Origin of the sequence: Sedimentibacter sp. B4 (assembly GCF_000309315.1) — a bacterium.
Taxonomy (GTDB): Bacteria; Bacillota; Clostridia; order Tissierellales; family Sedimentibacteraceae; genus Sedimentibacter; species Sedimentibacter saalensis.
The window spans coordinates 1-21,999 of the sequence record NZ_CANG01000045.1 but is presented as its reverse complement, the minus strand read 5'-3'; the positions used below and the strand labels follow the sequence as shown (position 1 = coordinate 21,999).

The window sequence follows — 21,999 nt, the reverse complement described above, 5'->3', positions numbered from 1 at the left end:
TATAATGCAACAGAGGTGAGCTCATGTCAGTAAAAAATGAAGTATTAAATATTTTGGAAATAAACAAAGGCAAGACCATTTCCGGACAGGAACTGGCAGACATTCTGGATGTATCAAGAACAGCAGTATGGAAGGCAATCAATTTGTTGAAGCAGGATGGCTACATAATAGATGCCTCATCTAACAAGGGTTATTCTCTGTCCATTTCATCTGATGTTGTATCAGAAGAAAGTATACGAATGTTTTTAAATGAAGAATTCAAGGAAATCCCCATTTCAGTGTTTAAATCTTTGCCTTCTACAAACACAAAGGCAAAGGAAGAAGCAATTTTAAACGCAGTTCACGGCACTGTTATTTTTTCCGATGAACAAACAAGCGGAAGAGGACGCTTCGGAAGAGAATTTTTTTCTCCTGCGGATTCGGGAATTTATATGAGCATTATTTTGAAACCAAATTTAAACCTGTCGAATTCTGTGCTTGTTACAACAGCAGCAGCTGTTGGCGTTTTGAAAGCTCTTGACAAGTTTACTGATGAAAAATCTCAAATAAAGTGGGTCAATGACATATTTATCAAAGGGAAAAAAGTATGCGGAATACTTACTGAAGCTGTAACGGATTTTGAAAGCGGTACTGTTGAAAGCTTAATTGTGGGCATAGGACTAAACGTAAAAACCAAAACAGAAGATTTTCCTGATGAACTTAAAGACAAAGCTGGTTCATTGCTCTTAAACCAAAATGGCAATTCCATCCGTAGCCAGTTGGCAGCTGAAATAATAAACAACATATTATCCATAAGCGAAAACCTTGAAAACAAAGAATTTTTAAAAATTTACAAAAACAGATCTCTTATTCTTGGAAAACAAATTATATACACAAAAAACAACAAAGTTGAAGAAGCCTGTGCACATGATATTGATGAATTCGGAAGACTTGTGATTTTAAAAAATGACGGAAAAATTGAACATCTGAGTTCAGGTGAAGTTTCAATAAAAAATATAGTTGCAGGAGAAATAATATGAAATTAAGCATAAAAGACATTACTTATTCAGGAATATTCACTGCTCTTACTGCCATTGGAGCATTTATAAGCATACCAGTAGGACCTGTACCCATTACCATGCAGACATTCTTTGTACTACTATCGGGAGTGATACTTGGCTCTAAAAAAGCACTGTTGTCTCAGGCAGCATACCTGATTCTTGGACTTGCAGGACTACCTATATTCGCAGGATTTTCAGGCGGATTACAAACAGTCTTGAAACCAAGCTTTGGATTTTTGATAGGGATGGCAGCTGCTGCTTACATTGCAGGAAAGATTACCGAATCAAAAGAAAAGACCACATTAAACATAACCATGGCAGTGCTGGCAGGAACAGCAGTAATATATGCAGTTGGGCTCCCCTACATGTACTACATCCTTAACATCATGCTTGTTAAGAATTTTGATATTGCAAAAATCCTTGAAATCGGAATGATTATTTTTATTCCCGGCGACATATTAAAAGCTGTCATTGCTGTGATACTTGGAAAAAAACTTCGTGGAAGGATCTTTTAAACAAAAAAATCTTTGTATTGCAAAGATTCGATTATTGACAAAACGAATTTCCCACAAATCGTAGGGGCGGACCTTGTCCGCCCGTGTTATTAAGCCAATAATTTTGTTATCTGGAGGACAGCAGTCCTCCTCTTCGCATTTGCAAATTTTATATTATCACTCAATTTCCTTGAATCTTTTAATCATCTTACCTTCAAATTCCACTAACTCTTCAAACATTGCAACAGGCCTTGCCCATATTCCTCTTTCACCGTAAAGTGCCTGATAAATAACAAGTTCCTCCTCTGTTTCCGAATGTTTTGCAATATAGAGCACAAGATATTCATTGCCCTTGAAATGTCTGTATTTTTTTCCTTCCTTTATCATACGAACCCTTTCTGTTTTTATTTAAGAAGTTCAACTACAATCTAATTTTCCCTTCAGTCTACTTTGTTATATTATACCTCAGTTTTCTTAAATGCACAAATACATAGCATTAAAAATTTACTGTTGACTGTACAGAATTTTGTTTATATAATAGTTGATATATCAACTAAGGGGGACACAATGAAAAACAGCATCGGGAGATTGATTTCCATACTTCACCGGAAGTCACAGGTATACATCAATTATGCCTTGAGCGAATTTAACATAACTTCTGCAGAATATTCCTTTCTTCTCTGCCTTTACAGAAAAGACGGCAAAACACAGGAAGAGCTTTCATCTTTTCTGGACATAGATAAGTCTGCAACAACAAGAGCCATAAAATCTCTGGAAGAAAAGGGATATGTAACAAAGCATAAAGATGATGATGATAAGCGGTTTAATCGTATTTATCTCACTGACAAAGCAAAAGAAAACCAGGATAATATTAAAAAGCAAATTTTTCACTGGAGCGAATTTCTCATGGAAGATGTTTCTGAAGAAGATGCAGCTATTTTATTCAACGTGCTGGAAAGCATGACCAACAAACTAGACAAAACAAACTTAAAAAAACTGGGAGATGACATCTAATGGAAAATACAAATCCAATAGGAACAGAAAAAGTTTCAAAACTTTTGTTTAAGTTTTCAGTTCCTGCAATTGTCGGCATGATGGTCAATGCATTGTACAACATTGTTGACAGAATTTATATAGGAAACAGCCCTGATCTTGGTGCAAACGGCATAGCAGGCATAACAATAGGTTTTCCAATTACAATAATTCTTTTATCCCTGGGAATATTGTTTGGAGTAGGGGGAGCTACACTGTTCTCCATGAAGCTTGGGGAGAAAAATGATGAAGAAGCAGAAAATGCACTTGGGAATGCATATGGGGTTTTGTTAATAGCAGGATTTTTATACATGACACTTGGTCAGATATTCTTGAAACCTTTAATGATATTGTTTGGGGCAAGCACTACAATTTTGCCTTATTCCATGGAATATATGCGTGTTGTATTATTCGGAGCGGTTTTCCAGGTTGTGAGCATGGGAATGAATAACTTCATCAGAGCTGATGGAAATCCGAAGCTTGCCATGTACACAATGTTTCTCGGAGCCGGAACAAACATTATTCTTGACCCTCTGTTTATTTACGTCTTCCACATGGGGATGGCAGGAGCAGCTCTTGCAACAATATTCTCGCAGCTATTGTCATTTATATGGGTTACATCATATTTCCTTGGTGGGAAAAGCAGACATAAATTGTACATTAAAAATATGAAATTAAAATTTAAAATTGTTGCAAGAATAACATCTCTTGGGCTTCCGGGATTTTCCCTTCAAATAGCAAACAGCGTACTCAATGCAGTACTGAACAAAAGCCTGCTGTTCTACGGAGGCGACCTTGCTGTATCAGGAATGGGAATAATAAACAGCCTTCAGACAATTTTCCTCATGCCTATCATAGGCTTGAACCAGGGGACACAACCAATTATAAGCTTTAATTACGGAGCCAGGAAATTTGACAGGGTAAAAACAGCAGCAAAGCTAGCCATAACTGCAGCAACAGTAACAGTTATTGTAGGATACATAATCATACGATTATTTCCGGTGCAGCTTATTTCAATGTTCAACAGAGAGCCAGAGCTTCTGGAGTTTGGCAGAACAGCACTTTTATCATGGTTTTTGTGCATGCCTGTTATAGGTTTTCAAGTTATAGGAGCAAACTTTTTTCAGGCAGTTGGCAAGTCCCGCAGGGCAATGTTTTTAACACTAACAAGACAGCTGATATTTTTGATTCCTGCAATAATTATTTTTCCGAAATTCTGGGGCATTGAAGGGTTGTTTTACGCAGCTCCATTTGCAGATTTCATATCATTTTTAATCACTGCATCATTTTTCTTTTACGGCATCAGGACACTTGAAAAAGCATAAACAAAAAAGTATTATTGAACTTCAATAATACTTTTTTATTGCATGATGTGCCATGCTATGCACTTAACTAAATACTGATTCAAGCAAACCAAAAAAAATCGTAATGGATAACAAATCAGCTGAGCCTCCGGGGCTTATGTTTTTTTCAACGAACAAATTATTCATTTCCCGGATTTTTTCTCTGTACCCGTCTTCATAAATTATTCCGGTTTCAAGGAACTCCTTTGAGGCAGCCTTGACAAATTCAAGCCCTTCAAGTCCTCCCCTGTTGACGATATTTGAATCATCAGAAATGCTCATTAAGTGAAAAAGCACATCCAACAATTTTTGTTCCATGCTCATGTCGCTATGACCAATTTCCCTGAGGCGTGGAAGGGAAGTTTTCTCAACTGTGGGAAATCCCCTTTCTGCTTCTCCCCTAATGCCTGAAAATCCCTTTTCAACATACAGCTTTTCGCCGTGGGTGAGTTTTTCCTTTTTCTTAATATTCTCAAAATCACTTTTTACCAGTCCTTCAGTCATAACTCTGACTGTGTTTAAAATCTCATCTGTATCTGAAGGTGCAAGTATTATATTTTCATCAATATCTTTGTCTCTTAAATAATAACCCACAGCAGCCAGCACTATTCCCATTGAAAAATTAATGCCTTTGTGAGTATTGATGTTTTTTGTTGCTTTGAACATATCCTTTTCAACTTGAATTCCTATTTTTCTTATGGCGCTGAAAAGCTCCTTCTCGCTTCCTTTACATTCAAGACCAGCTTTTGCGTAGAGATAAAAGCCCTTAAAAAGATTTGAAGAGCTGTCAATGAATGTGAAAATGTCCATGTCATGGTGAGACCCAGTATTCACAGCATCTACAAGTCCTGGTTTTGGAGTGAGTACCGCTTCATACAATATTGCTCTTTGGGCATATTCAGCAAATCTAAAGCTTATTTTATCTATATTTTTGTTCATATGATTTCCTTTTCTCGAAGATATTCTACGAATTTAGGCATTATAATAATAAACCATGGAGTGAATTCATGAGGACTTTTCTTCATCCAGGACATAAGCTCTGAAATGCTCACCCACTTGGCGCAAACTGCCTCTTCAAGGTTTACACTGAAATTTCCGTCATATTTCCCTGCAAATACATGGTCGTATTCAAATTCTGCAAGTCCGTTTTCAAACTTGTAGTAATATGTGAAGCTTGATATTTTTTCAGTCCTGGCTTCTATTCCCATTTCCTCCATCAGGCGCCTGTTAACAGCATCCTCAAGACTTTCCATCCAACGTGGATGGGAACAGCATGTGTTGGTCCAGAGTCCGCCGCAGTGGTATTTATCATGTGCCCTTTGCTGCAGAAGTATTTTGTCCTCTTTGTACAAAATGACCGAAAAAGCACGGTGCAGTATTCCATCCCTGTGGGCTTCTTCCTTTGTTATTTCTCTTAATGAATTGTCTAGGAAATCAACTTCTGTAATTTTATCCATATTTTCTCCTGTTTTATCTGTCACATAGTTCAAATTTTTCTAATAGAACTACTTGACTATATATATAAATTATTTCATTTTCAACTCATTGTCAATTTATTTTTCTATTAACACATATAATGTTGAATCAAATAGACAAATAGGATAAAATAAAATGAATGTCAAACAGTTATGGAGGAATTATGTTCTTACTTAAAAATGTCAAATACAAAAACATACTTGATATAAACAATCTTGAAATAAAAAAAAACCTGACAACATGTATTGTTGGTGAAAGCGGAAGCGGTAAAACTACTCTTTTAAGGCTCTTAAACAAAATGATAAGCTGTGACAGCGGAGAAATTTACTACAACAATAAACTTCTCAGTGAAATTGATTCAGTAATACTCAGGCGAAGCGTTGTAATGCTTCCTCAGTCACCTGCCGTATTCAAGGGAAACATCAGGGACAATCTGCTCATGGGACTTAATTTTTCAGAAAAACCTGCAGTTAGTGATGAAATTCTTAATTCTATCCTCAAGACTGTTAAGTTGAACAAGGATATAAATGACAATGCAGAAAAATTATCAGGGGGAGAAAAGCAAAGACTTGCCCTTGGAAGGATTTTAATAATGAATCCTGAGGTACTGCTGCTGGATGAACCTTCATCTGCCCTGGATGAAGATACGGAAAACATCATCATAGAAGCTCTGGTGGATTATTCAAGAAAAAACAAAAAGACCCTTGTGATGGTAACCCATTCAAAATCTGTGGCTGAACGCTTTTCCGACGAAATTGTCACCATAGAAAAAGGAAAATTAAAAATCCAGGAGGATAAATAAATGGATGGAGTAGTTAATTTAAACCTTAAGCAGCTTGCTTTTGCATATGTGTTTGTTTTGTTGCTTTTATTAATAGTTAAACATAAAGGAATATCAAGAGAAAAGGAAATTATCATCGCATCAGTTAGAATGACATTGCAGCTCATATTAACGGGTTATGTGCTTGTTTACATATTTGGTAATCCAAATCCATTGTCAACAATTGCCCTTATGGCTGTTATGGAAGTTTTTGCAATCTATACAATCATTAAACGGTCAAAACTTCCTCTTTCAAACGCACTGAAAAAAATCATCAGTTTTTCCATGGCTGCCGGAACAATAACCACAATTTTTTATTTTCTTATTGTGGTTGTCAACATTAATCCATGGTACGACCCTCAGTACTTCATCCCAATTGGCGGTATGCTTGTAGGAAATTCAATGACAGGAATATCATTGGGAATTTCCAGGCTGGTGGATGGAATGCACCAGCAAAAACACCTTGTTGAAGCAGCCCTGATGCTTGGAGCCACACCTAAGAAAGCAGCAAAGGAAATAGTAGACAGTGCCTTTGATTCAGCTATAGTACCTACAATTAACTCCATGCTTGGTATGGGAATTGTCTTCCTGCCGGGAATGATGACAGGCCAGATTTTGTCCGGAACTTCTCCTCTTATTGCCATAAAGTATCAAATTGCAATAATGCTTGGAATTATGGGCAGTGTGGCTCTCACAGTCATTTTAGTTGTACAGCTGGGGTACAAAACCTTTTTCAACCATGAAAGCCAGCTCATAATTGAAGATTGATAAATACTTAAGAATTTTGTCCTAAGGACAAATATTTTGTGTGCGAAACTGCAGAATCTCATGTTTTCAATAAAGATGAGATCCTTCACTGTCGTTCAGGATGACAGCGTCGGAGTTTGTCAATTGTACAAAATTTGTTTTCATAAATCATTGAAATTCGGGAAACCATATTTTGATTTCTCTTTTTGCGCTTTCTTTTGAATCTGAACCATGAACACAGTTTTCTGATTTTGACAGGGCATATGTTCCCCTTATGGACCCTGCTTCTGCATTTAAAGGATCAGTTGCTCCGTTTATTTTTCTGACTGCTTCAACAACATTTTCTCCTTCAACAATCATGGCACACACTTCTCCTCTTTTTAAAAATTCTATAAGATTTGAAAAAAATGATTTGTCCTTGTGTTCGGCGTAATGCTCTTCTGCAATTTCTTCTGACGGAGTCATAAGCTTTAAAGCGCAAATGTGAAGTCCTTTTTTTTCATAGGCAGAAATAATTTCACCCATCAATTTTCTTTCAACTGCGTCAGGCTTAATCAATACCAGTGTTTTTTCCATAGATCCTCCTACATGTTTGTTATAATCTTACAATTATTACACAAAATATTCAACAAAATAAAATTTACATATTATTTTATTTTATGGAACATTTAAAAAAAATGTCCGTCTAATTAATAAAATCAAAAGGAGGTACATCATGAAGAAGACATTAAGATTAATCGCATTGATTTTGACATTGACAATGACATTTTCAACTTTTGCAGCAGCAGAAACTATTCAGGAAAACCAGGAGGCAGAAGAAATCGCTGTTGAACCTGCTGTTCCCTTTTCCTTCTATACGTCTTTTACAGGCACAGTTAAAAGCATAGAAGAAGGCAACCAAGGAGCAATAAAGGTATACCTTGAGGACAAGGACAATTCGCCTGCATACTTCGTTTTAACGGAGCAAACATATTATGTTGATGATGTAAAAATTGAGGAAGGAAAAGAAATAACCGGATACTACGAGTCAGGAAAACCAATGATTTTAATTTATCCGCCTCAGTATTCCATAGACATCGTAGCCGCTAAACCCGCTGAAGGGTTCATGAAGGCTGACAAATTTGATGCAAATCTATTAAGCAGTGATAAACAGCTTAAGCTTAACATTTCCACAGATACTGAAATTATCTGGGAAAACAACACACAAATAAATTGGTTCAAGGCTCCAACAGCTGAAGAACTACAAACAGTTCTCACAAACAGAAAAATGATAGTGTTTTATGATTTTACTACTAAAAGCTTACCTGCACAGACAACTCCATATAAAATAATAGTATTGTCACAGCAGGAAGTAGATCCTCTAAGCATATTCGTAGAAGATGCAGCAATAGAAGCACCCTCTGCATTTATTGACGAAGACGGTACTGTTATGGTTCCTTTAAGAGCTATTTCTGAAGCTCTTAAGTATGAAGTTACATGGAACAACGAAGAAAGATGTATTATGGTAGGAAGTGATGTTCAGGTAAGAATAGGAGAAAAAAGCATAACTGTTGCAGGAAAAGATACTGTTCTTCTTGAATCTGCGCCATTAATTAAAGATGACAGATCATATGTTCCTTTGAGCTTCTTCAAAGAAGCACTTGGCGTGAAAATAGTTAGTTTTTTTGAAAACAACATCATTATTAACACCGGCCGTTACATGGCCGATTAATATAACGGGCGGGGCTTTCCGCGCCCTGCTCTCCTCCCTATGGTAAATATAAAAACAAGAGTCAGCATTGCTGACTCTTGTTTTTTATATCACATTTTTGATACAGCATCATTAAACTCAATTGATGTTTGTTCAAGTTCACATCTTAGTTTTTTAACCGAGTAACTGCACAGCTTTTTATTGTGTACTCTTTTTACACCATCTACATATACAGTATGCACATTTCCTGCATTAGCCTGATAAACAAGAGCTGCATATGGATCATGCATTGGGTACATGTTGATGCTTTCTGTTTCCACAATTGTAACATCTGCCCTTTTACCAACCTCCAGAGAACCGGTGTATTTATGAATACCAAGGCACTTTGCACCGTCAATGGTAGCCATTTTTAAAATTTCCCTGGATGTGTAGGCAGAACGGTCATGCAAAAATGTTTTTTGAGCAAGTGCCACAGCCTTCATCACAGTAAACATATCAAGAGTGTTTCCGCTTATGGGACCGTCTGTTCCAAGTCCCACACATACTCCTTTTTCCTGCATGAGCTTTACCGGCGATATGCCCTTTCCTGACTTTGTGTTGGCAACAACACAGTGAGATACATTTACTCCGTAACGAGCCATGATTTCTGCATCCCTTTCATTCATAAAAATGCAGTGGGCTGCAACCAGATTGCTGCTTAGAAACCCAATTCTTTCCAGATACTCAACAGGCGTCATGTTGTATTTATCTTTTAGGAGAGCAACTTCATAATCCATTTCAGCAAGATGTATCATGTAGGGAACATTATATTTATCTGCAATTATTTTGCTATTTACAAGAGATTCTTTAGTGTTTGAATACGGAGCGTGAGGTGCTATAGCAGGAGTGATTAGATTATTTTTTCCAGCCCACTTTTCAATGAACTTTTCAGCATACATAAGACCTCCATAGGGCTCTTTGGAATCAATTGTATTTTCTATGATTGTTTCTGCCAGTACCGCTCTTTCTCCCATCTCTTTTACTGCTTCTGCAATATCATCTTCAAAATAATACATGTCAAATAAAGTAGTAATCCCGGAGAGCTGCATTTCAGCAACAGCATATTTTGCACTTGCTTTTGCCAAAGATGAAGTCATCCTTTTTTGTTCCAGAGGAAATAAAAAACGGTTCAGCCTGTCCTTCATGTCTTCTCCCAGACCTCTGAATGGAATCATTCCAATGTGAGTGTGCGTATTCACAAACCCTGGAATCATTATTCCTCCTTCTGCATCCACAACCTCCATGTTTGCTTTGTCATCAATACATTGCTCCATGGGACCAACAGCTTTAATTATACCATCCTCAACAAGAAGATACCCTTTGTTGAAAACATCAAAGCTATCATTCATTGTTACTATTACTGCGTTCGTGAAAAGAGTTTTCATATTAGTTCCTCCACCAGTGGAATTTTTTCCTGAGTTAAGCAGTGGAATATTCCCTTGTCCGTGACCTTTATCGTTGGAGACACAGGCAGTGATAAAGTAGCAAAGGACATGACAGCATTTGAATTTTCATATCCCATTTCAATCATCCCTTGCCTTACGCGGGACAAATTTTCTCCCAAGATTTCAATGGGCTCATCACTTATGATTCCTCCTATGGGAAGGTGGCAAAATGCTGTAATTTCATTGTCAACACAAACACCGTAGCCCCCTTGTTCCTTTAAGAGCTTGTGCTGCAAAGTTACCATGTCTTCAGGATCTGTTCCCATAACCATGAGGTTGTGGTGATCGTGAGCCCATGTGGTTCCAACAGCTCCTGTAGATTTAAGAATATCCGTAAGTGCAAAAGTGATTTGGCCTGTTTTTCCGTATCTTTCCATTACAATCAAAAGTGACAGATTAAGTTTTTCCCAATTTAAAATTCCATTTACAACAGGAACATTTCTTTTTGTCTTTCTTGTAAATGTACCGAACTTTTCAATTTCGATGATGTTGCATACTGCTTCTTTCACGTTTCTATCATCTGTTACTTTTATTCTTAAATCTTCAGTTGTCAATTCTCTGCACTTGATGCTTTTGTACAGCATGTCTGGAAATACTGATTTGTTAACAGCCTGTGGCTCACAATCTATTTTGTTCACAATTTTTCCGTTTTTATATACACTTGATATGCTGAAATCATCAATGCTGTCAAGAACAACCATGTCAGCAATTTTTCCCGGAGCAATACATCCTCTGTCTCTTAATCCCATGTGTCTTGCAGGAGTGTAGGTGCACATGTAAATTGCAGTTTCCACAGGAAGCCCACTGTGGACTGCAAGCTTTAAAATATCATTTAAGTGTCCATTTCTCAAATCATCAGCCATTACATCATCGGTGACAAAGCAACCATACTCGCAAAAATTATTTTGGGCTACTACATCCATGTTTTCCTTAGAAACTGATTTCTTCTGAAACTGAAGGAACACTCCGCTTGATACTTTTTCTGCAATTGACTCTGGACTTTGTTGAGTGTGGTCTGAATTGATTCCCTCAAATAAAAACCTTGCAAGGTTAAGGCCTTCCACTCTTGGAATATGACCTTCCACAGGAAAATTCGGCTTTTGTTCTCTGAAAGTTTTTACAATACCTTTAATCACAGAATTTTCATCGTTCACAAGACCGTTAAAATCCATTACTTCTCCAAGGCATATTACATTTTTGTTGTTGAGAAGGGCTATGGTTTCATCTTTTCCGATTTTTCCTCCGGTGGTTTCCATAGTCTCGTTTGTTGAAGGGACTGATGAAGGAACTGCATAAAAAATGTCGAGAACAGTATCCGCATCAGCAAAGCTTTGTAAACCTTCAAGTCCAGCTACATTTGCAATTTCATGGGCATCAGCAACAGCAGTTGTGGTCCCCCAGCGTATTGCTGCTTCAGAAAATCTTAAAGGTGTTGTCATTGAACTTTCTATGTGCATGTGTACATCAATTAATCCGGGAATAATGAATTTATCATGCATATCAACACAGCTCTCTGCTTCAAGCTCAGCCATTTGGCCGGAATGAACCCAAAAAAATCTGCCGTCTTTAACTGCAATATTCTTTTTTTCGAATTTTTTTAAAAACACATTGAAAACCTGCGCATTGTAAAAAATAATATCTGCTTTCATATTTTCCCCTTATTCCTGGTATGCTGAAAATAAACAAAGGACAGGGTTTCCCTTGTCCTCTCAATGATTACTGATTCATTATACGGTTCCACTGGTTAATCCATTCATCCAGGTTTTTGTTTACAAAACTTGAATCAATTGATTTTGCACGCTCTGCAATTTCTCCGTATGTCTTGTTCTTTGCTGTTGCTTCATCAAGCTGAACATTTTTGTTTGTTGGTGTTTCATTTAAAGATAAAGCTGTTTTAGCCTGAACTTCTTCAGAAATTCTCCAGTTAACAAAAGCATAAGCAAGTTCCTTGTTTTCTGAAGCAGCACTTACGTTTATTACATTGAAGTTTGCATATGTTCCGCTTTGAGGAACTACATAGGATAAATCAGGCTGAGCCTTGTATATAACCGGAAGAGCAAAGTCTCCAACAACAGCTACAGAAATTTCTCCTGTCTGGAACATGTTAGCCAGGTCTGATGATTTAGTGTATGTTTTTACAACATTTGGCTTAAGTTCTTCAATTGCCTTGAAAGCCGCAGCACCGTTATCGCTTGTTATGTCAGTCTTTGCATAGTCACTTGCAACGTGAAGCATATGAGGTCCATAAGTAATTGTCATGTCAGGAATAGCAATTTTACCTGCAAGACTTGAATCCCAAAGGTCAGACCATTCATCAATTTCCATGCCTGCTGCTTGCGGGTTGTATATGATTCCAAGACTGTTTACAACAAATGGTGCACCGTAACCGTTGTCAGCTAATTCTTTTGCAGGAACTATAAGGTTGTCAAGGTTTGGAACTTTTGTTGAATCCAGATCATCATACAATCCTGCTTCGACTGCTTGAGCATTGTTGTTTTGTGCAAGTTCGATTACATCTATACCGCTGTTGGGATTTGTTGAAAACTTAGTGAATCTTTCTCCTGAATTTCCTGTTTCAAGAATAATCTCACAATTATTTGCTTCTTCAAATGGCTGAATGATGTCAGCATTTACTTCATCTTCACCTATGGCAAATGTAGATACTATCAGTTGTTTTGGTTCATCCTTAGCCGGAGTTTCATTCTTGTCCCCGCCTGAGCAAGCTGTCAGAAAACTTGCTGTAATCATTAATAACGCTAAACTTTTTTTGAATTTCATTATTTTCTCCTTGTTATACTAAAATTATTTTATTGCTTGGCATATGCAGGTATACTGCATCGCCTTGTTGATATGGTTTTTCTGATTTATGGTTCACGTTGATTTTTCCAAGTTCAGTCTTTATTTCATACTGGTAGCTGTCGCCAAGGAAAGTTCTTACATCCACCATTCCTTTAATTGTATTCAAATTTGAATCTTGAAAAACAATTTGAATGTCATCAGGACGTATTGTTGCCACAGCCTGAGAACGGCTGTCCTCATAATCAACTACAAACTCATGTCCATAAATGTCCTTGTAATTATGAACGCCTGTTTTTTCAACGTTGAAGAAATTATCAAAGCCAATGAAGCGTGCAACAAATTCAGTGCTTGGATACTTGTATATATTTTCAGGGGTATCGTACTGCTCAATATCCCCGTTGTTCATCACTGCAACTTTGTCGGATATAGAAAAGCATTCTTCCTGGTCGTGGGTTACAAATACAGTTGTAATTCCTAATTGCTGCTGAATTCTTTTTATTTCTGTCCTCATGGATATTCTAAGCTTCGCATCAAGGTTACTAAGCGGCTCATCAAGGAGCAAAAGCTTCGGCTCTACTACAAGGGCTCTGGCAAGAGCAACACGCTGTCTTTGCCCTCCGGACATCTGTTTGGGAAATCTCCCTGCATACTGTGACAAATCTGTTACTTCAAGAATACGACCAACTTTTTCCTTGATTGTATTTTTGTCCATTTTGCGGTTTTTTAAACCAAAGGCTACATTGTCAAAAACTGTCATATGTGGAAACAATGCATAGCTTTGAAAAACCATTCCAAAATTTCTTTTGTGAACCGGAATATTTGTCAAATCTTCCCCATCCACAATGAAGTTTCCGTTGTTTGGATTTATGAGACCGGCTATGATTCTTAGAGTTGTTGTTTTGCCGCAGCCGCTTGGTCCCAGCAATGAAACAAGCTCCCCTTTTTCTATTGTCAAGTTTAAATCTTTCAAAATATATTTACTCTTGTCATAACTTAAATCAATGTTTTTTAATTCTACAAAACCCATAATTACTCCTTTCTAGGCAATTGTTGCAAGACCTAACGTCTTTTCAATCACCCACATCAATAAAATAGTGCATAGCATTAGCATTACCGACATGGCAGAAACAGTCGGATCGTAATTGTATTCAATGTGATTCATCAGGGCTATGGGCAGAGTCTGAACTCCAGGTCCTGATAAAAACATTGAAACAGGAATGTTGTTGAATGAATTGATAAATGCAAGCATGAATGAGGCAAATATTCCCGAGGAAATATTGGGAAGGACAATTTTTATAAATGATTTAGATTTTGTGCATCCAAGTGTCCAGGCAGCTTCCTCAACGCTGAAGTCGAACTGCTCAAGACTTGAACCTACAACCCTAATTATATACGGAAGGGAAATGAGAAAATGTCCCATGAATAAGCTTGTAATTATCTTCATTTGAAGCTTTATTGTAAGAAACTGAAAAAGTGCAAAACCTATAACAATTCCCGGCACAAATGTGGGAGACAAAAATACATTTTTAAGAAAAGCCTTTCGCTTAACCGTTCCTCTGGCTAGAGCATAAGCAGCCGGAACACCAACTATAATTGACGCCACAGTTGCCCATATGGAAATTAATAGACTTGTTTTCATTCCTCTTATAAATGATTTTGTTTTGAATACTTCTCCAAACCACTGAAGTGAAAAACCTTTGATTGGAAACTGTATTGAAGCTGATTCTCCAAAAGCTGTAACAACAACTATAAACAGAGGAATAATTAAAAAGGCAAACACCAGACTGGCCATTAATGTAAGCCCTATATTTTTTTTACGCATTTTCATCTTCTCCTCTCTTGTCAAACTGATTGGCTATTATATTGAAAATCTGCATTACGACAAGTGTTACCACAATCATTATAAGCGCTATAACTCCAGCGTTTGTCCAGTTGCCAAGAGCACTGGCTTCCTGGTAAAGCATTGTAGAAAGCATCATATTTTTATTTCCTCCCAACATCTGCGGAGTTGTGTAAGCAGTAAGAGTACCTGTAAATACGAGCATACTACCAACCAGAATTCCAGGTATGCATAATGGAAGAATTACTTTTGTGAAAGATTTTAAATAATTGGCTCCGAGAGTCTGAGCTGCCTCAATTAAATCTCCGTCAATGTTGTCCAAAACTCCAAGAACTGTTGTTACTAAAATAGGAAGGAACAAATATACAGTACCTATTATTATTGCAAATTCGCTGTAAAGTAAGCCTACAGGTTCTTTAATTATGTTAAGAGAAAGCAAAAATGAATTAAGAACTCCGTTTTTACCAAGAATTGTTATCCATGCAAAGCTTCGGATTACCGAGTTAGTAAGAAGAGGAAACAATGTGACAGCCAGAAGTATGCTTCTTGTCCTCTTTGATGTAAGAGACATGAAGTATGCAGTGGGAACTCCAAGAATTACACAAATAATAGTTACAATCATGGATATTTTGAATGTTCTCCACAATATCCCCAAATTATAACTATCTTTAAAAAACTCTATATATTTTCCTATTGTAAAAACTTCATCGAAAAATGTCGGAAATAAAATTGACAAAAGGGGAAGAAATAGAAATAAAATCAATAATACGGTTCCCGGCAACAAGAAAAGCATTGTATTTCTTTTTAGTTTCATTTTTACCTCACTATCTAGATTAATATTGTTGTAACAATGAAAAAATTCACATGTGCAACAATCTTTTGAATTATAGCATTTGCGAACTATCGTGTCAATATTTATATAAAGGTGATATTAAAAATATATTATTATTTTATCTTTTTATACTATAATTATTAATTATTCAAACTAGTTCCTTAAATTTATTTTCCTTGATTTTAAATGTATTTTTAAATTATTTAATTTTTAAATTTTATTTATTATCTTTATTTATTCAACTAAAATGCTTTCAATAAATATTTTTTTGAAAACTTTACACCCTGCAAACGTAGCAAAACACGAACAATATATTTATTTATGGCATTAATTGTTTGATATAATGCAACAATAGAAAACAAAATCCTCAGCATAAAAAATCCTGCTATTAAAACAGAATTATTATCTATATATACTATTTAATTAATGTTTCTACAACTTTACAGTTCTTCTTTCAATTTTAAAACCTATTGCTTCTTCTATTTCTTCCAGGTTTTTCATATCCTTTGGAGCAGCAAACAGACAAGTGTATCCTTTTTCGCCTGCTCTTCCAGTCCTGCCTATTCGGTGTATATAGGATTCAGTGTTTTCAGGCATGTCATAATTATATATATGGCTTACACCTCCGATATCAAGACCTCTGGCTGCAACATCTGAAGCAATGAGATACTGTATGTCTCCTTTTCTGAAGGATTTCATTATTCTTTCACGTTTGTTCTGTACTACATCGCTGTGAATTTTATCGCAGTTGTATCCCCTTATGTGCATGTCTTCCTCCAGCTTATCAACCCTGACTTTCGTCCTGCAGAATATTATTGCCATAAACGGTCTGTCCTCATCAAGCACTTTGCACAAAGCATCTTGTTTTTGCCTGTCTGTAGTTTCTACTACATTTTGTTTTATATTTTCCAAAGTAACACTTTCTTTTTTCACAGAAACCGTTACAGGATCTTTCATGTACTTATAGGCAAGTTTTTTCACCTGAGAATCTATGGTTGCTGAAAAGCACAATGTCTGTCTTGATTTGGAAGTTTCAGCCACTATGTCTTCAACCTCATTTTTAAATCCCATGAGGAGCATCTGATCAGCTTCATCAATTACCAGTGTTTTTAATTTTTTTAGGTCCACCGTATGCCTTGACAAGTGATCCAGAAGTCTGCCGGGAGTTGCAATCACCATGTGGACAGCACCCTTCAGTTTTCTTATTTGAGCATCAATGTCCTTGCCCCCGTATGCAGCAAGTATATTTATTTCCTTTGCCATTTTAAGTTTCATTGACTCATCTGTTATTTGTATGGCTAGTTCTCTTGTGGGAGTTATAATTAGACACTGAATAAAATCAGATTCAGCAGATATATTTTCAAAAATCGGAAGCAAAAATGCAAGAGTTTTTCCCGTTCCCGTCTGTGCCTCTCCGATTACATCCTTACCGTTTTTTATGAAATTAATGCACTCTTCCTGTATTGGTGTTGGATTAGTGATTCCTGCAGATTTCAAAACATCTAAAATGTTTTCGCTTATTCCTAGTTCTTTAAAATCCATTATTTTACCTTTCAATATATTATTTGTAATATTATACCACGTCACAGGGTTTTTTACTAATATATTTAAAAAAGTTGCTACGCAACTCCGCTAGGGGGACCTATGTCCCCCGACCGCGCAAAAACTACTAACGTATTTTTCGCTGAGCACCCCCCCTTGACGGCAAGGGCGCCCCGCCCTTTGCAATCTCCGTTTTTATATACTAGGAAAGAGAACTTTCCAAGCATATAAAAAAACAAACTGACCTTAAAGGTCAGCATTGCTTTGGAGAGTGCATATTTTATTAATTGTTTTTTTCCTTTTTATTGCTTGATGAATTGTTTGTTTTATTTGATGGAGCTGCTTCAGATTCATCTTCATTTTCTTTTGCTTCAGCTTCTTCGGTTTCTTCATCTTCAATATCTTCTACATCATCATTTTTATTATTTTTAAGATTGTTAGCTTTATTTTTTTCATTGCCATTGTTGTTTTTTATTTTTGCTTCTTGAGTTTCGTCTTCAATTACATTTTCAATTTCATCTTCATCAGCAGTTTTTACATTTTCTTCATCTTCTTCAACTGCATCTTCAACTTCTTTTGCAGCCTCTTTTAATTGTTTTCTGTTTTCTTTTATTGCCTTGTTGATTTCCTTAACTGACTTGTCAAGCCATTCTTCCATGTCTATTTCTTCTGCGCCTTCTATACCTTCAGTACTTTTAACCAATTTTTGCACAAGGTTCAGTTTTCCTGGAGTTACCCCAAGAGTTCTGGCTTCTTCAACTCTTTCTTTTCCCACTGCTTCAGCTTCCACTTCTGCGGTCTCACCTATTTCTTCAACATACTCCTTTGTTTCTTCTTCAAGTTCTTCAGCTAATTCTTCAGCCTTTTCATCGTTTTTAGCTGAAATTGTTATTACTATTCCTGCATCTTCATCGTCAGTGATGTATCCGCCTTCTCTCAATTTATCTATAGTAACTTTTACAGCTTTTGATATGTTTACATTTTTAACATCCAGTTCAGTAGTTATCACTTCTCCGTCATCATTTACTGCTTTAACTGATAATACTCTTCCAAAAGTATTCACAGCGTATTCGATTGAAGGATTAACATCAAGACTCACATAAGTTGCCGGTGCTGCATATGCAAAGCTCCCTGCTGCAGTTATAGCTAAAACAGCAGCTATGCTTCCTGCTTTTTTTATAAAATTCATTTTTGTTTTCTTTCATTTTGACCACCTGTCCTGTCTTATAATTTTTATTTTTTATTCTTACAACTGCACCATTGTCAGACAGGACAGCTGCTTGATCATTATTGATTTCTATTACAATACCTTTCACTTCATTTCCTCCCTGACAAATTTCAAATATTCCTGAAGTACGGGATAATCTCCGGACATTATCTCCGCCCCTGCTATTATGTATTTTCTGTGCCTCTCCAATAATTTTCTGGGTAGCTTCAAATTATTTTCTATGGTTTTTAATGGAAGAAGCTTCAACCTTCTCATTTCATTCAGCAAAATTGAGTTCTTAATTATATAAACAATTGCTTTTGCACATACTGTCTTTGTTTTTTTTGCCTTGGGAGAAACATCAGCCAAATCAAAAAAAGAAAATCCGTATTCTTTGAGTATTCCGGAAACAGCTTCAATTTCGATTTTTGCTTCATTTTCTTCTTTGACCGCAACCTTTTCCATTACTTCCTGCATCAGCATAATGTCTTCCTCTTCCCCATCACTTTCAAAAACATAGGGGTTTACAGAAACTTCGCAAAAATGCCTGGACTGCTTCTTTATATAGTCATATAATCTCCTTTTGATTACAATTTCTGAAAACGATAAAAAAGATCCTTTTTCATATGAGTAAGCATTGACTGCTTCATTAAAAGCCGAAAGTGAAACTGACCACTGATCATCGCTTTTTGTTATGTACTTGCCTGTTGCCTTGTATGCTGTCTTTAAAATAAAGAATTCATATTCCTTAAGAAATGCTTCTATGTGTTTTTTATTTTCTTTAACTTCCATTGCTTTCTTGTCTATTTCTCTCATAATATACCTCTGAATAATATTCGACAAATACAATCATAAAACTAAGGCAAACCATCATTTAAATTTTGGAAAGATATGTATATTCCTTAAACATGTTGAATTATTTTATATCTTTGATATACTTATTGCATTACATATAGAAAGGATTGAGAACTTGAGTAATTTTATTGAAATCAATGCAGAAGAATTGAACATAAGTCCTTTTAAACTCATTGGACATGACTGGATGCTCTTGACTGCCGAAAAAGACGGCAAGGCAAACACAATGACAGCCTCCTGGGGAGGACTTGGAGTAATGTGGGGCAAAAATGTTTCTTACACTGTTATAAGGCCTCAGCGTTACACAAAGGAATTCATTGAAAACTCTGATACTTTTTCTATTTCATTTTTTGAAGCAGCATATAAAAAGCAGCTGTCATATCTGGGAGCCGTATCAGGAAAATTAGAAGATAAAATACAGAAATCAGGGCTCACATTAATGCACATAGACAACACTCCTACATTTGAAGAAGCAAGTTTGGTCATTGTGTGTAGGAAACTTTACGCTCAGGATTTCAAGCCTGAATTCTTTATTGAAAAAGCTAATGATGAAAAGTGGTATCCAAACAAAGATTATCACAAGCTCTACATTTCAGAAGTGGTAAAAATATTAAAAAAACTTGACAAAATCCCACAATAATTTGTGGAATTTTGTTTTATGTCAATGTCGAAATTTGTCAAAATAATGAATTTTTGCTCTAAACTTTCTAAAAAATAGTTCGATAATAAAGATAATAAGTACTAACAACAAGGGGAGCAAAAATGAAAAGAAAACTATTAGACAAAAGATCATCAAACAGACCACGCAGGTTAAACAGTCCAAGAAATTTAAGCGCCAGAATTCTCAGGATACTCGGAATCTGTGTTGCCACCGCAGTAATTGTAACGGCCGCTGCTTCCTTAATTCCTATGAATTCCCTGATTACCAAGCTTTCTTCCCAACAGGCAGTAACATCTGCGGATTTTATGAAGGAGGAGCTTGAAAACCTGAGCAACACGCTAGAAATTTCAGCAAAGACAGTTTCAATGGATCAGACGATCATTGAATCATTAAGCGCCAGCAACCATGAAGACATTCTCAAGGAAATCAAATATCTAGGAGAAGCACTTGATATTGATAACATTGTTGTGACTGATGCAACAGGCACAATTTTATCAAGCACAAGTGAAACCAACATGGCCGGCAGCAACATTTCAGGAAGATATACAATAAAGATGGCACTATCAGGCGACACATTCAGCACCATAGAACAAGATGAAAACTCCGTGTATTCAGTAAATGCTTCAAGTCCCATATTTAAAAACGGTGCAATAATAGGCACAACATATACATCATACAACCTTGACAACACTGAATTTGTAGATAATTTAAAGGAAATGACCGGAGATGAATTCACCATTTTTTCCGGAGACACAAGAATCAATACTACAATTGTCGCAGACGGCAAAAGGGTTGTAGGAACAACTCTAGACCCCAAAATAGCAAATATAGTTATCAACGAAAAGCAAGAATACACAGGAAAAACAAAACTCTTCGGCAAAAATTTCATCACTGCATACTACCCCATAATGTCCGGTGACGGAAAGACTGTTACAGGAGTGTTGTATTCAGGAATGGATCATACAGATATTGAAAAGACATTCTACAATAACATAATTATAATTTTCATAATAGCCATAGTTTCAATAATACTTGACATATCCATAATAGCGGCGGTTCTTAAAAGAGGACTGAAAACTCCAATAGAAAAGGTTGTTAAAGCAGCAAGTGCAATTGAAACAGGACAAGTAGACGATGAAGTTTTATCAATGATAAACGAAATAAAAAGCAATGATGAAATAGGTATGCTTGCCCGCTCCATGGAAGGTGCAGTCAATTCTGTTCAATTGATGTCAAGCGATATAAGCATGTTCCACAATGCGCTCATAAGCCGAGACCTTACTATGTCTGTTGATAAAACAAAACACAGTGGCATTTACAGAGAAATCATGAATATTGTCGAGAATCTGTTTTCAGAACTTGGCAACATATTAAAAGAAATAAAAGTCATGGCTGACAGCATAGAAAGCGGCTCATCACATGTATCATCTGCCTCTCAGTCCCTTGCACAGGGTTCCACTGAACAGGCAAGTGCAACAGAGGAACTATCTTCAACAATTGAAAACATAGCTGTTCAAATCAGCGAAAATGCAGCAAGCGCTGAAGCTGCAAATTCTCTTTCTACGGAAGCCGGACGTGAAGTTAGATCAAGCAGCGATCATATGAATGAAATGGTCAAAGCAATGGATAACATAAATTTAATTTCAAAGGAAATCGGAAAAATCATAAAAACCATTGACGACATAGCATTCCAGACAAACATCCTGGCTCTGAATGCTGCTGTTGAGGCAGCAAGAGCAGGCATACACGGAAAGGGCTTTGCAGTAGTTGCAGATGAGGTCAGGAACTTAGCAAACAAAAGCGCTGAGGCAGCAAAAAGTACAGCCATATTAATAGAAAACTCCATAACAGCTGTGGACAATGGCAGTAAAATAGCCGCTGAAACAGAAAATGCTCTCCATAATGTCGTAACAAAGACAAATGAGGTAAACAGCATAATTAATGAAATAGCTGAAGCAGCACTGAAACAAAGAGAGGCAATTTCTCAGATTAATATAGGAATAGATCAGATATCAAGTGTTGTTAATGCAAACTCTGCTTCATCGGAAGAAACTGCAGCTGCCAGTGAAGAACTTTCAGCACAGGCACAATCCCTTCATGAAATGGTGAACCAGTAACAAAATTTAACAAAAAGCTG

At 36.5% G+C, this 21,999-nt stretch carries 23 protein-coding genes; 9 read left to right on the top strand and 14 right to left on the bottom strand.

From position 1 onward, the window contains the following. Nucleotides 1–23 precede the first annotated feature (23 nt). Both BN358_RS09230 and BN358_RS09225 read left to right on the top strand, forming a co-directional pair. Complete coding sequence (locus BN358_RS09230) at nucleotides 24–1,019, top strand: biotin--[acetyl-CoA-carboxylase] ligase (RefSeq protein ID WP_019228960.1); 996 nt, start codon at nucleotides 24–26, stop codon at nucleotides 1,017–1,019. Next, nucleotides 1,016–1,555, top strand: a complete 540-nt coding sequence (locus BN358_RS09225) for a biotin transporter BioY (RefSeq protein ID WP_019228959.1) — start codon at nucleotides 1,016–1,018, stop codon at nucleotides 1,553–1,555. The genes BN358_RS09230 and BN358_RS09225 overlap by 4 nt, the downstream gene beginning before the upstream one ends. 156 nt (nucleotides 1,556–1,711) lie before the next feature. Here the strand turns inward: BN358_RS09225 and BN358_RS09220 are convergent, their stop codons facing one another. Then, nucleotides 1,712–1,921, bottom strand: a complete 210-nt coding sequence (locus BN358_RS09220; RefSeq protein ID WP_019228958.1) for a DUF1653 domain-containing protein — start codon at nucleotides 1,919–1,921, stop codon at nucleotides 1,712–1,714. A gap of 180 nt (nucleotides 1,922–2,101) precedes the next feature. Between BN358_RS09220 and BN358_RS09215 the strand changes: the two genes are divergently transcribed. Next, nucleotides 2,102–2,548 carry a MarR family winged helix-turn-helix transcriptional regulator gene (locus BN358_RS09215; protein WP_019228957.1) on the top strand — a complete coding sequence of 149 codons (447 nt, stop codon included), beginning with the start codon at nucleotides 2,102–2,104 and terminating at the stop codon, nucleotides 2,546–2,548. Beyond that, complete coding sequence (locus BN358_RS09210) at nucleotides 2,548–3,891, top strand: MATE family efflux transporter (RefSeq protein ID WP_019228956.1); 1,344 nt, start codon at nucleotides 2,548–2,550, stop codon at nucleotides 3,889–3,891. Before BN358_RS09215 ends, BN358_RS09210 begins: the two co-directional genes overlap by 1 nt. A gap of 63 nt (nucleotides 3,892–3,954) precedes the next feature. Here the strand turns inward: BN358_RS09210 and citG are convergent, their stop codons facing one another. Beyond that, nucleotides 3,955–4,848 (bottom strand): triphosphoribosyl-dephospho-CoA synthase CitG, encoded by an 894-nt coding sequence (citG, locus tag BN358_RS09205; protein ID WP_019228955.1) that lies wholly within the window; start codon nucleotides 4,846–4,848, stop codon nucleotides 3,955–3,957. Continuing rightward, complete coding sequence (gene idi, locus BN358_RS09200; RefSeq protein ID WP_019228954.1) at nucleotides 4,845–5,366, bottom strand: isopentenyl-diphosphate Delta-isomerase; 522 nt, start codon at nucleotides 5,364–5,366, stop codon at nucleotides 4,845–4,847. The genes citG and idi overlap by 4 nt, the downstream gene beginning before the upstream one ends. A 182-nt stretch (nucleotides 5,367–5,548) precedes the next feature. Here idi and BN358_RS09195 point away from each other — a divergent pair, with 182 nt between their 5' ends. Beyond that, complete coding sequence (locus BN358_RS09195; protein WP_019228953.1) at nucleotides 5,549–6,187, top strand: ATP-binding cassette domain-containing protein; 639 nt, start codon at nucleotides 5,549–5,551, stop codon at nucleotides 6,185–6,187. Next, entirely contained in the window at nucleotides 6,188–6,973 is a 786-nt protein-coding gene (gene fetB, locus BN358_RS09190) for an iron export ABC transporter permease subunit FetB (protein WP_019228952.1), read from the top strand. Between the two features lie 147 nt (nucleotides 6,974–7,120). Here the strand turns inward: fetB and ndk are convergent, their stop codons facing one another. Beyond that, on the bottom strand, nucleotides 7,121–7,528 hold the full coding sequence (gene ndk / locus BN358_RS09185) for a nucleoside-diphosphate kinase (protein WP_019228951.1): 408 nt from the start codon (nucleotides 7,526–7,528) through the stop codon (nucleotides 7,121–7,123). Nucleotides 7,529–7,667: 139 nt separating this feature from the next. On the opposite strand from ndk, the gene BN358_RS22325 reads away from it, so the two are divergent. Further along, nucleotides 7,668–8,663 carry a copper amine oxidase N-terminal domain-containing protein gene (locus BN358_RS22325; protein WP_019228950.1) on the top strand — a complete coding sequence of 332 codons (996 nt, stop codon included), beginning with the start codon at nucleotides 7,668–7,670 and terminating at the stop codon, nucleotides 8,661–8,663. An 89-nt stretch (nucleotides 8,664–8,752) separates the two neighbouring features. Here BN358_RS22325 and BN358_RS09175 read toward each other — a convergent pair whose 3' ends face one another. From BN358_RS09175 to BN358_RS09135, 10 genes are all read right to left on the bottom strand, one after another. Then, nucleotides 8,753–10,066, bottom strand: coding sequence for an amidohydrolase (locus BN358_RS09175; RefSeq protein WP_019228949.1), 1,314 nt, complete (start codon nucleotides 10,064–10,066; stop codon nucleotides 8,753–8,755). Continuing rightward, complete coding sequence (locus BN358_RS09170; RefSeq protein WP_019228948.1) at nucleotides 10,063–11,775, bottom strand: adenine deaminase C-terminal domain-containing protein; 1,713 nt, start codon at nucleotides 11,773–11,775, stop codon at nucleotides 10,063–10,065. The genes BN358_RS09175 and BN358_RS09170 overlap by 4 nt, the downstream gene beginning before the upstream one ends. 67 nt (nucleotides 11,776–11,842) lie before the next feature. Further along, entirely contained in the window at nucleotides 11,843–12,904 is a 1,062-nt protein-coding gene (locus BN358_RS09165; RefSeq protein ID WP_019228947.1) for an ABC transporter substrate-binding protein, read from the bottom strand. Nucleotides 12,905–12,917: 13 nt separating this feature from the next. Then, nucleotides 12,918–13,952, bottom strand: coding sequence for an ABC transporter ATP-binding protein (locus BN358_RS09160; RefSeq protein WP_019228946.1), 1,035 nt, complete (start codon nucleotides 13,950–13,952; stop codon nucleotides 12,918–12,920). Between the two features lie 12 nt (nucleotides 13,953–13,964). Further along, nucleotides 13,965–14,747 carry an ABC transporter permease gene (locus tag BN358_RS09155; RefSeq protein ID WP_040582280.1) on the bottom strand — a complete coding sequence of 261 codons (783 nt, stop codon included), beginning with the start codon at nucleotides 14,745–14,747 and terminating at the stop codon, nucleotides 13,965–13,967. Continuing rightward, on the bottom strand, nucleotides 14,740–15,579 hold the full coding sequence (locus BN358_RS09150; RefSeq protein ID WP_019228944.1) for an ABC transporter permease: 840 nt from the start codon (nucleotides 15,577–15,579) through the stop codon (nucleotides 14,740–14,742). The genes BN358_RS09155 and BN358_RS09150 overlap by 8 nt, the downstream gene beginning before the upstream one ends. 450 nt (nucleotides 15,580–16,029) lie before the next feature. Continuing rightward, nucleotides 16,030–17,139: a DEAD/DEAH box helicase gene (locus BN358_RS09145; RefSeq protein ID WP_019228942.1), complete on the bottom strand. Its 1,110-nt coding sequence runs from the start codon at nucleotides 17,137–17,139 to the stop codon at nucleotides 16,030–16,032. Nucleotides 17,140–17,422: 283 nt separating this feature from the next. Beyond that, the gene (locus BN358_RS09140) at nucleotides 17,423–18,328 is read right to left on the bottom strand and encodes a hypothetical protein (RefSeq protein WP_019228941.1); all 906 of its coding nucleotides are present in this window, start codon (nucleotides 18,326–18,328) and stop codon (nucleotides 17,423–17,425) included. Beyond that, the gene (locus BN358_RS25315; protein WP_157593291.1) at nucleotides 18,228–18,455 is read right to left on the bottom strand and encodes a hypothetical protein; all 228 of its coding nucleotides are present in this window, start codon (nucleotides 18,453–18,455) and stop codon (nucleotides 18,228–18,230) included. Before BN358_RS25315 ends, BN358_RS09140 begins: the two co-directional genes overlap by 101 nt. Continuing rightward, the gene (locus tag BN358_RS09135) at nucleotides 18,452–19,162 is read right to left on the bottom strand and encodes a hypothetical protein (protein ID WP_019228940.1); all 711 of its coding nucleotides are present in this window, start codon (nucleotides 19,160–19,162) and stop codon (nucleotides 18,452–18,454) included. Before BN358_RS09135 ends, BN358_RS25315 begins: the two co-directional genes overlap by 4 nt. Before the next feature lie 154 nt (nucleotides 19,163–19,316). On the opposite strand from BN358_RS09135, the gene BN358_RS09130 reads away from it, so the two are divergent. Both BN358_RS09130 and BN358_RS09125 read left to right on the top strand, forming a co-directional pair. Further along, nucleotides 19,317–19,841, top strand: a complete 525-nt coding sequence (locus tag BN358_RS09130) for a flavin reductase (RefSeq protein WP_019228939.1) — start codon at nucleotides 19,317–19,319, stop codon at nucleotides 19,839–19,841. Nucleotides 19,842–19,963: 122 nt separating this feature from the next. Next, nucleotides 19,964–21,979, top strand: coding sequence for a methyl-accepting chemotaxis protein (locus BN358_RS09125; protein ID WP_019228938.1), 2,016 nt, complete (start codon nucleotides 19,964–19,966; stop codon nucleotides 21,977–21,979). The last annotated feature ends 20 nt before the right edge of the window (nucleotides 21,980–21,999 follow it).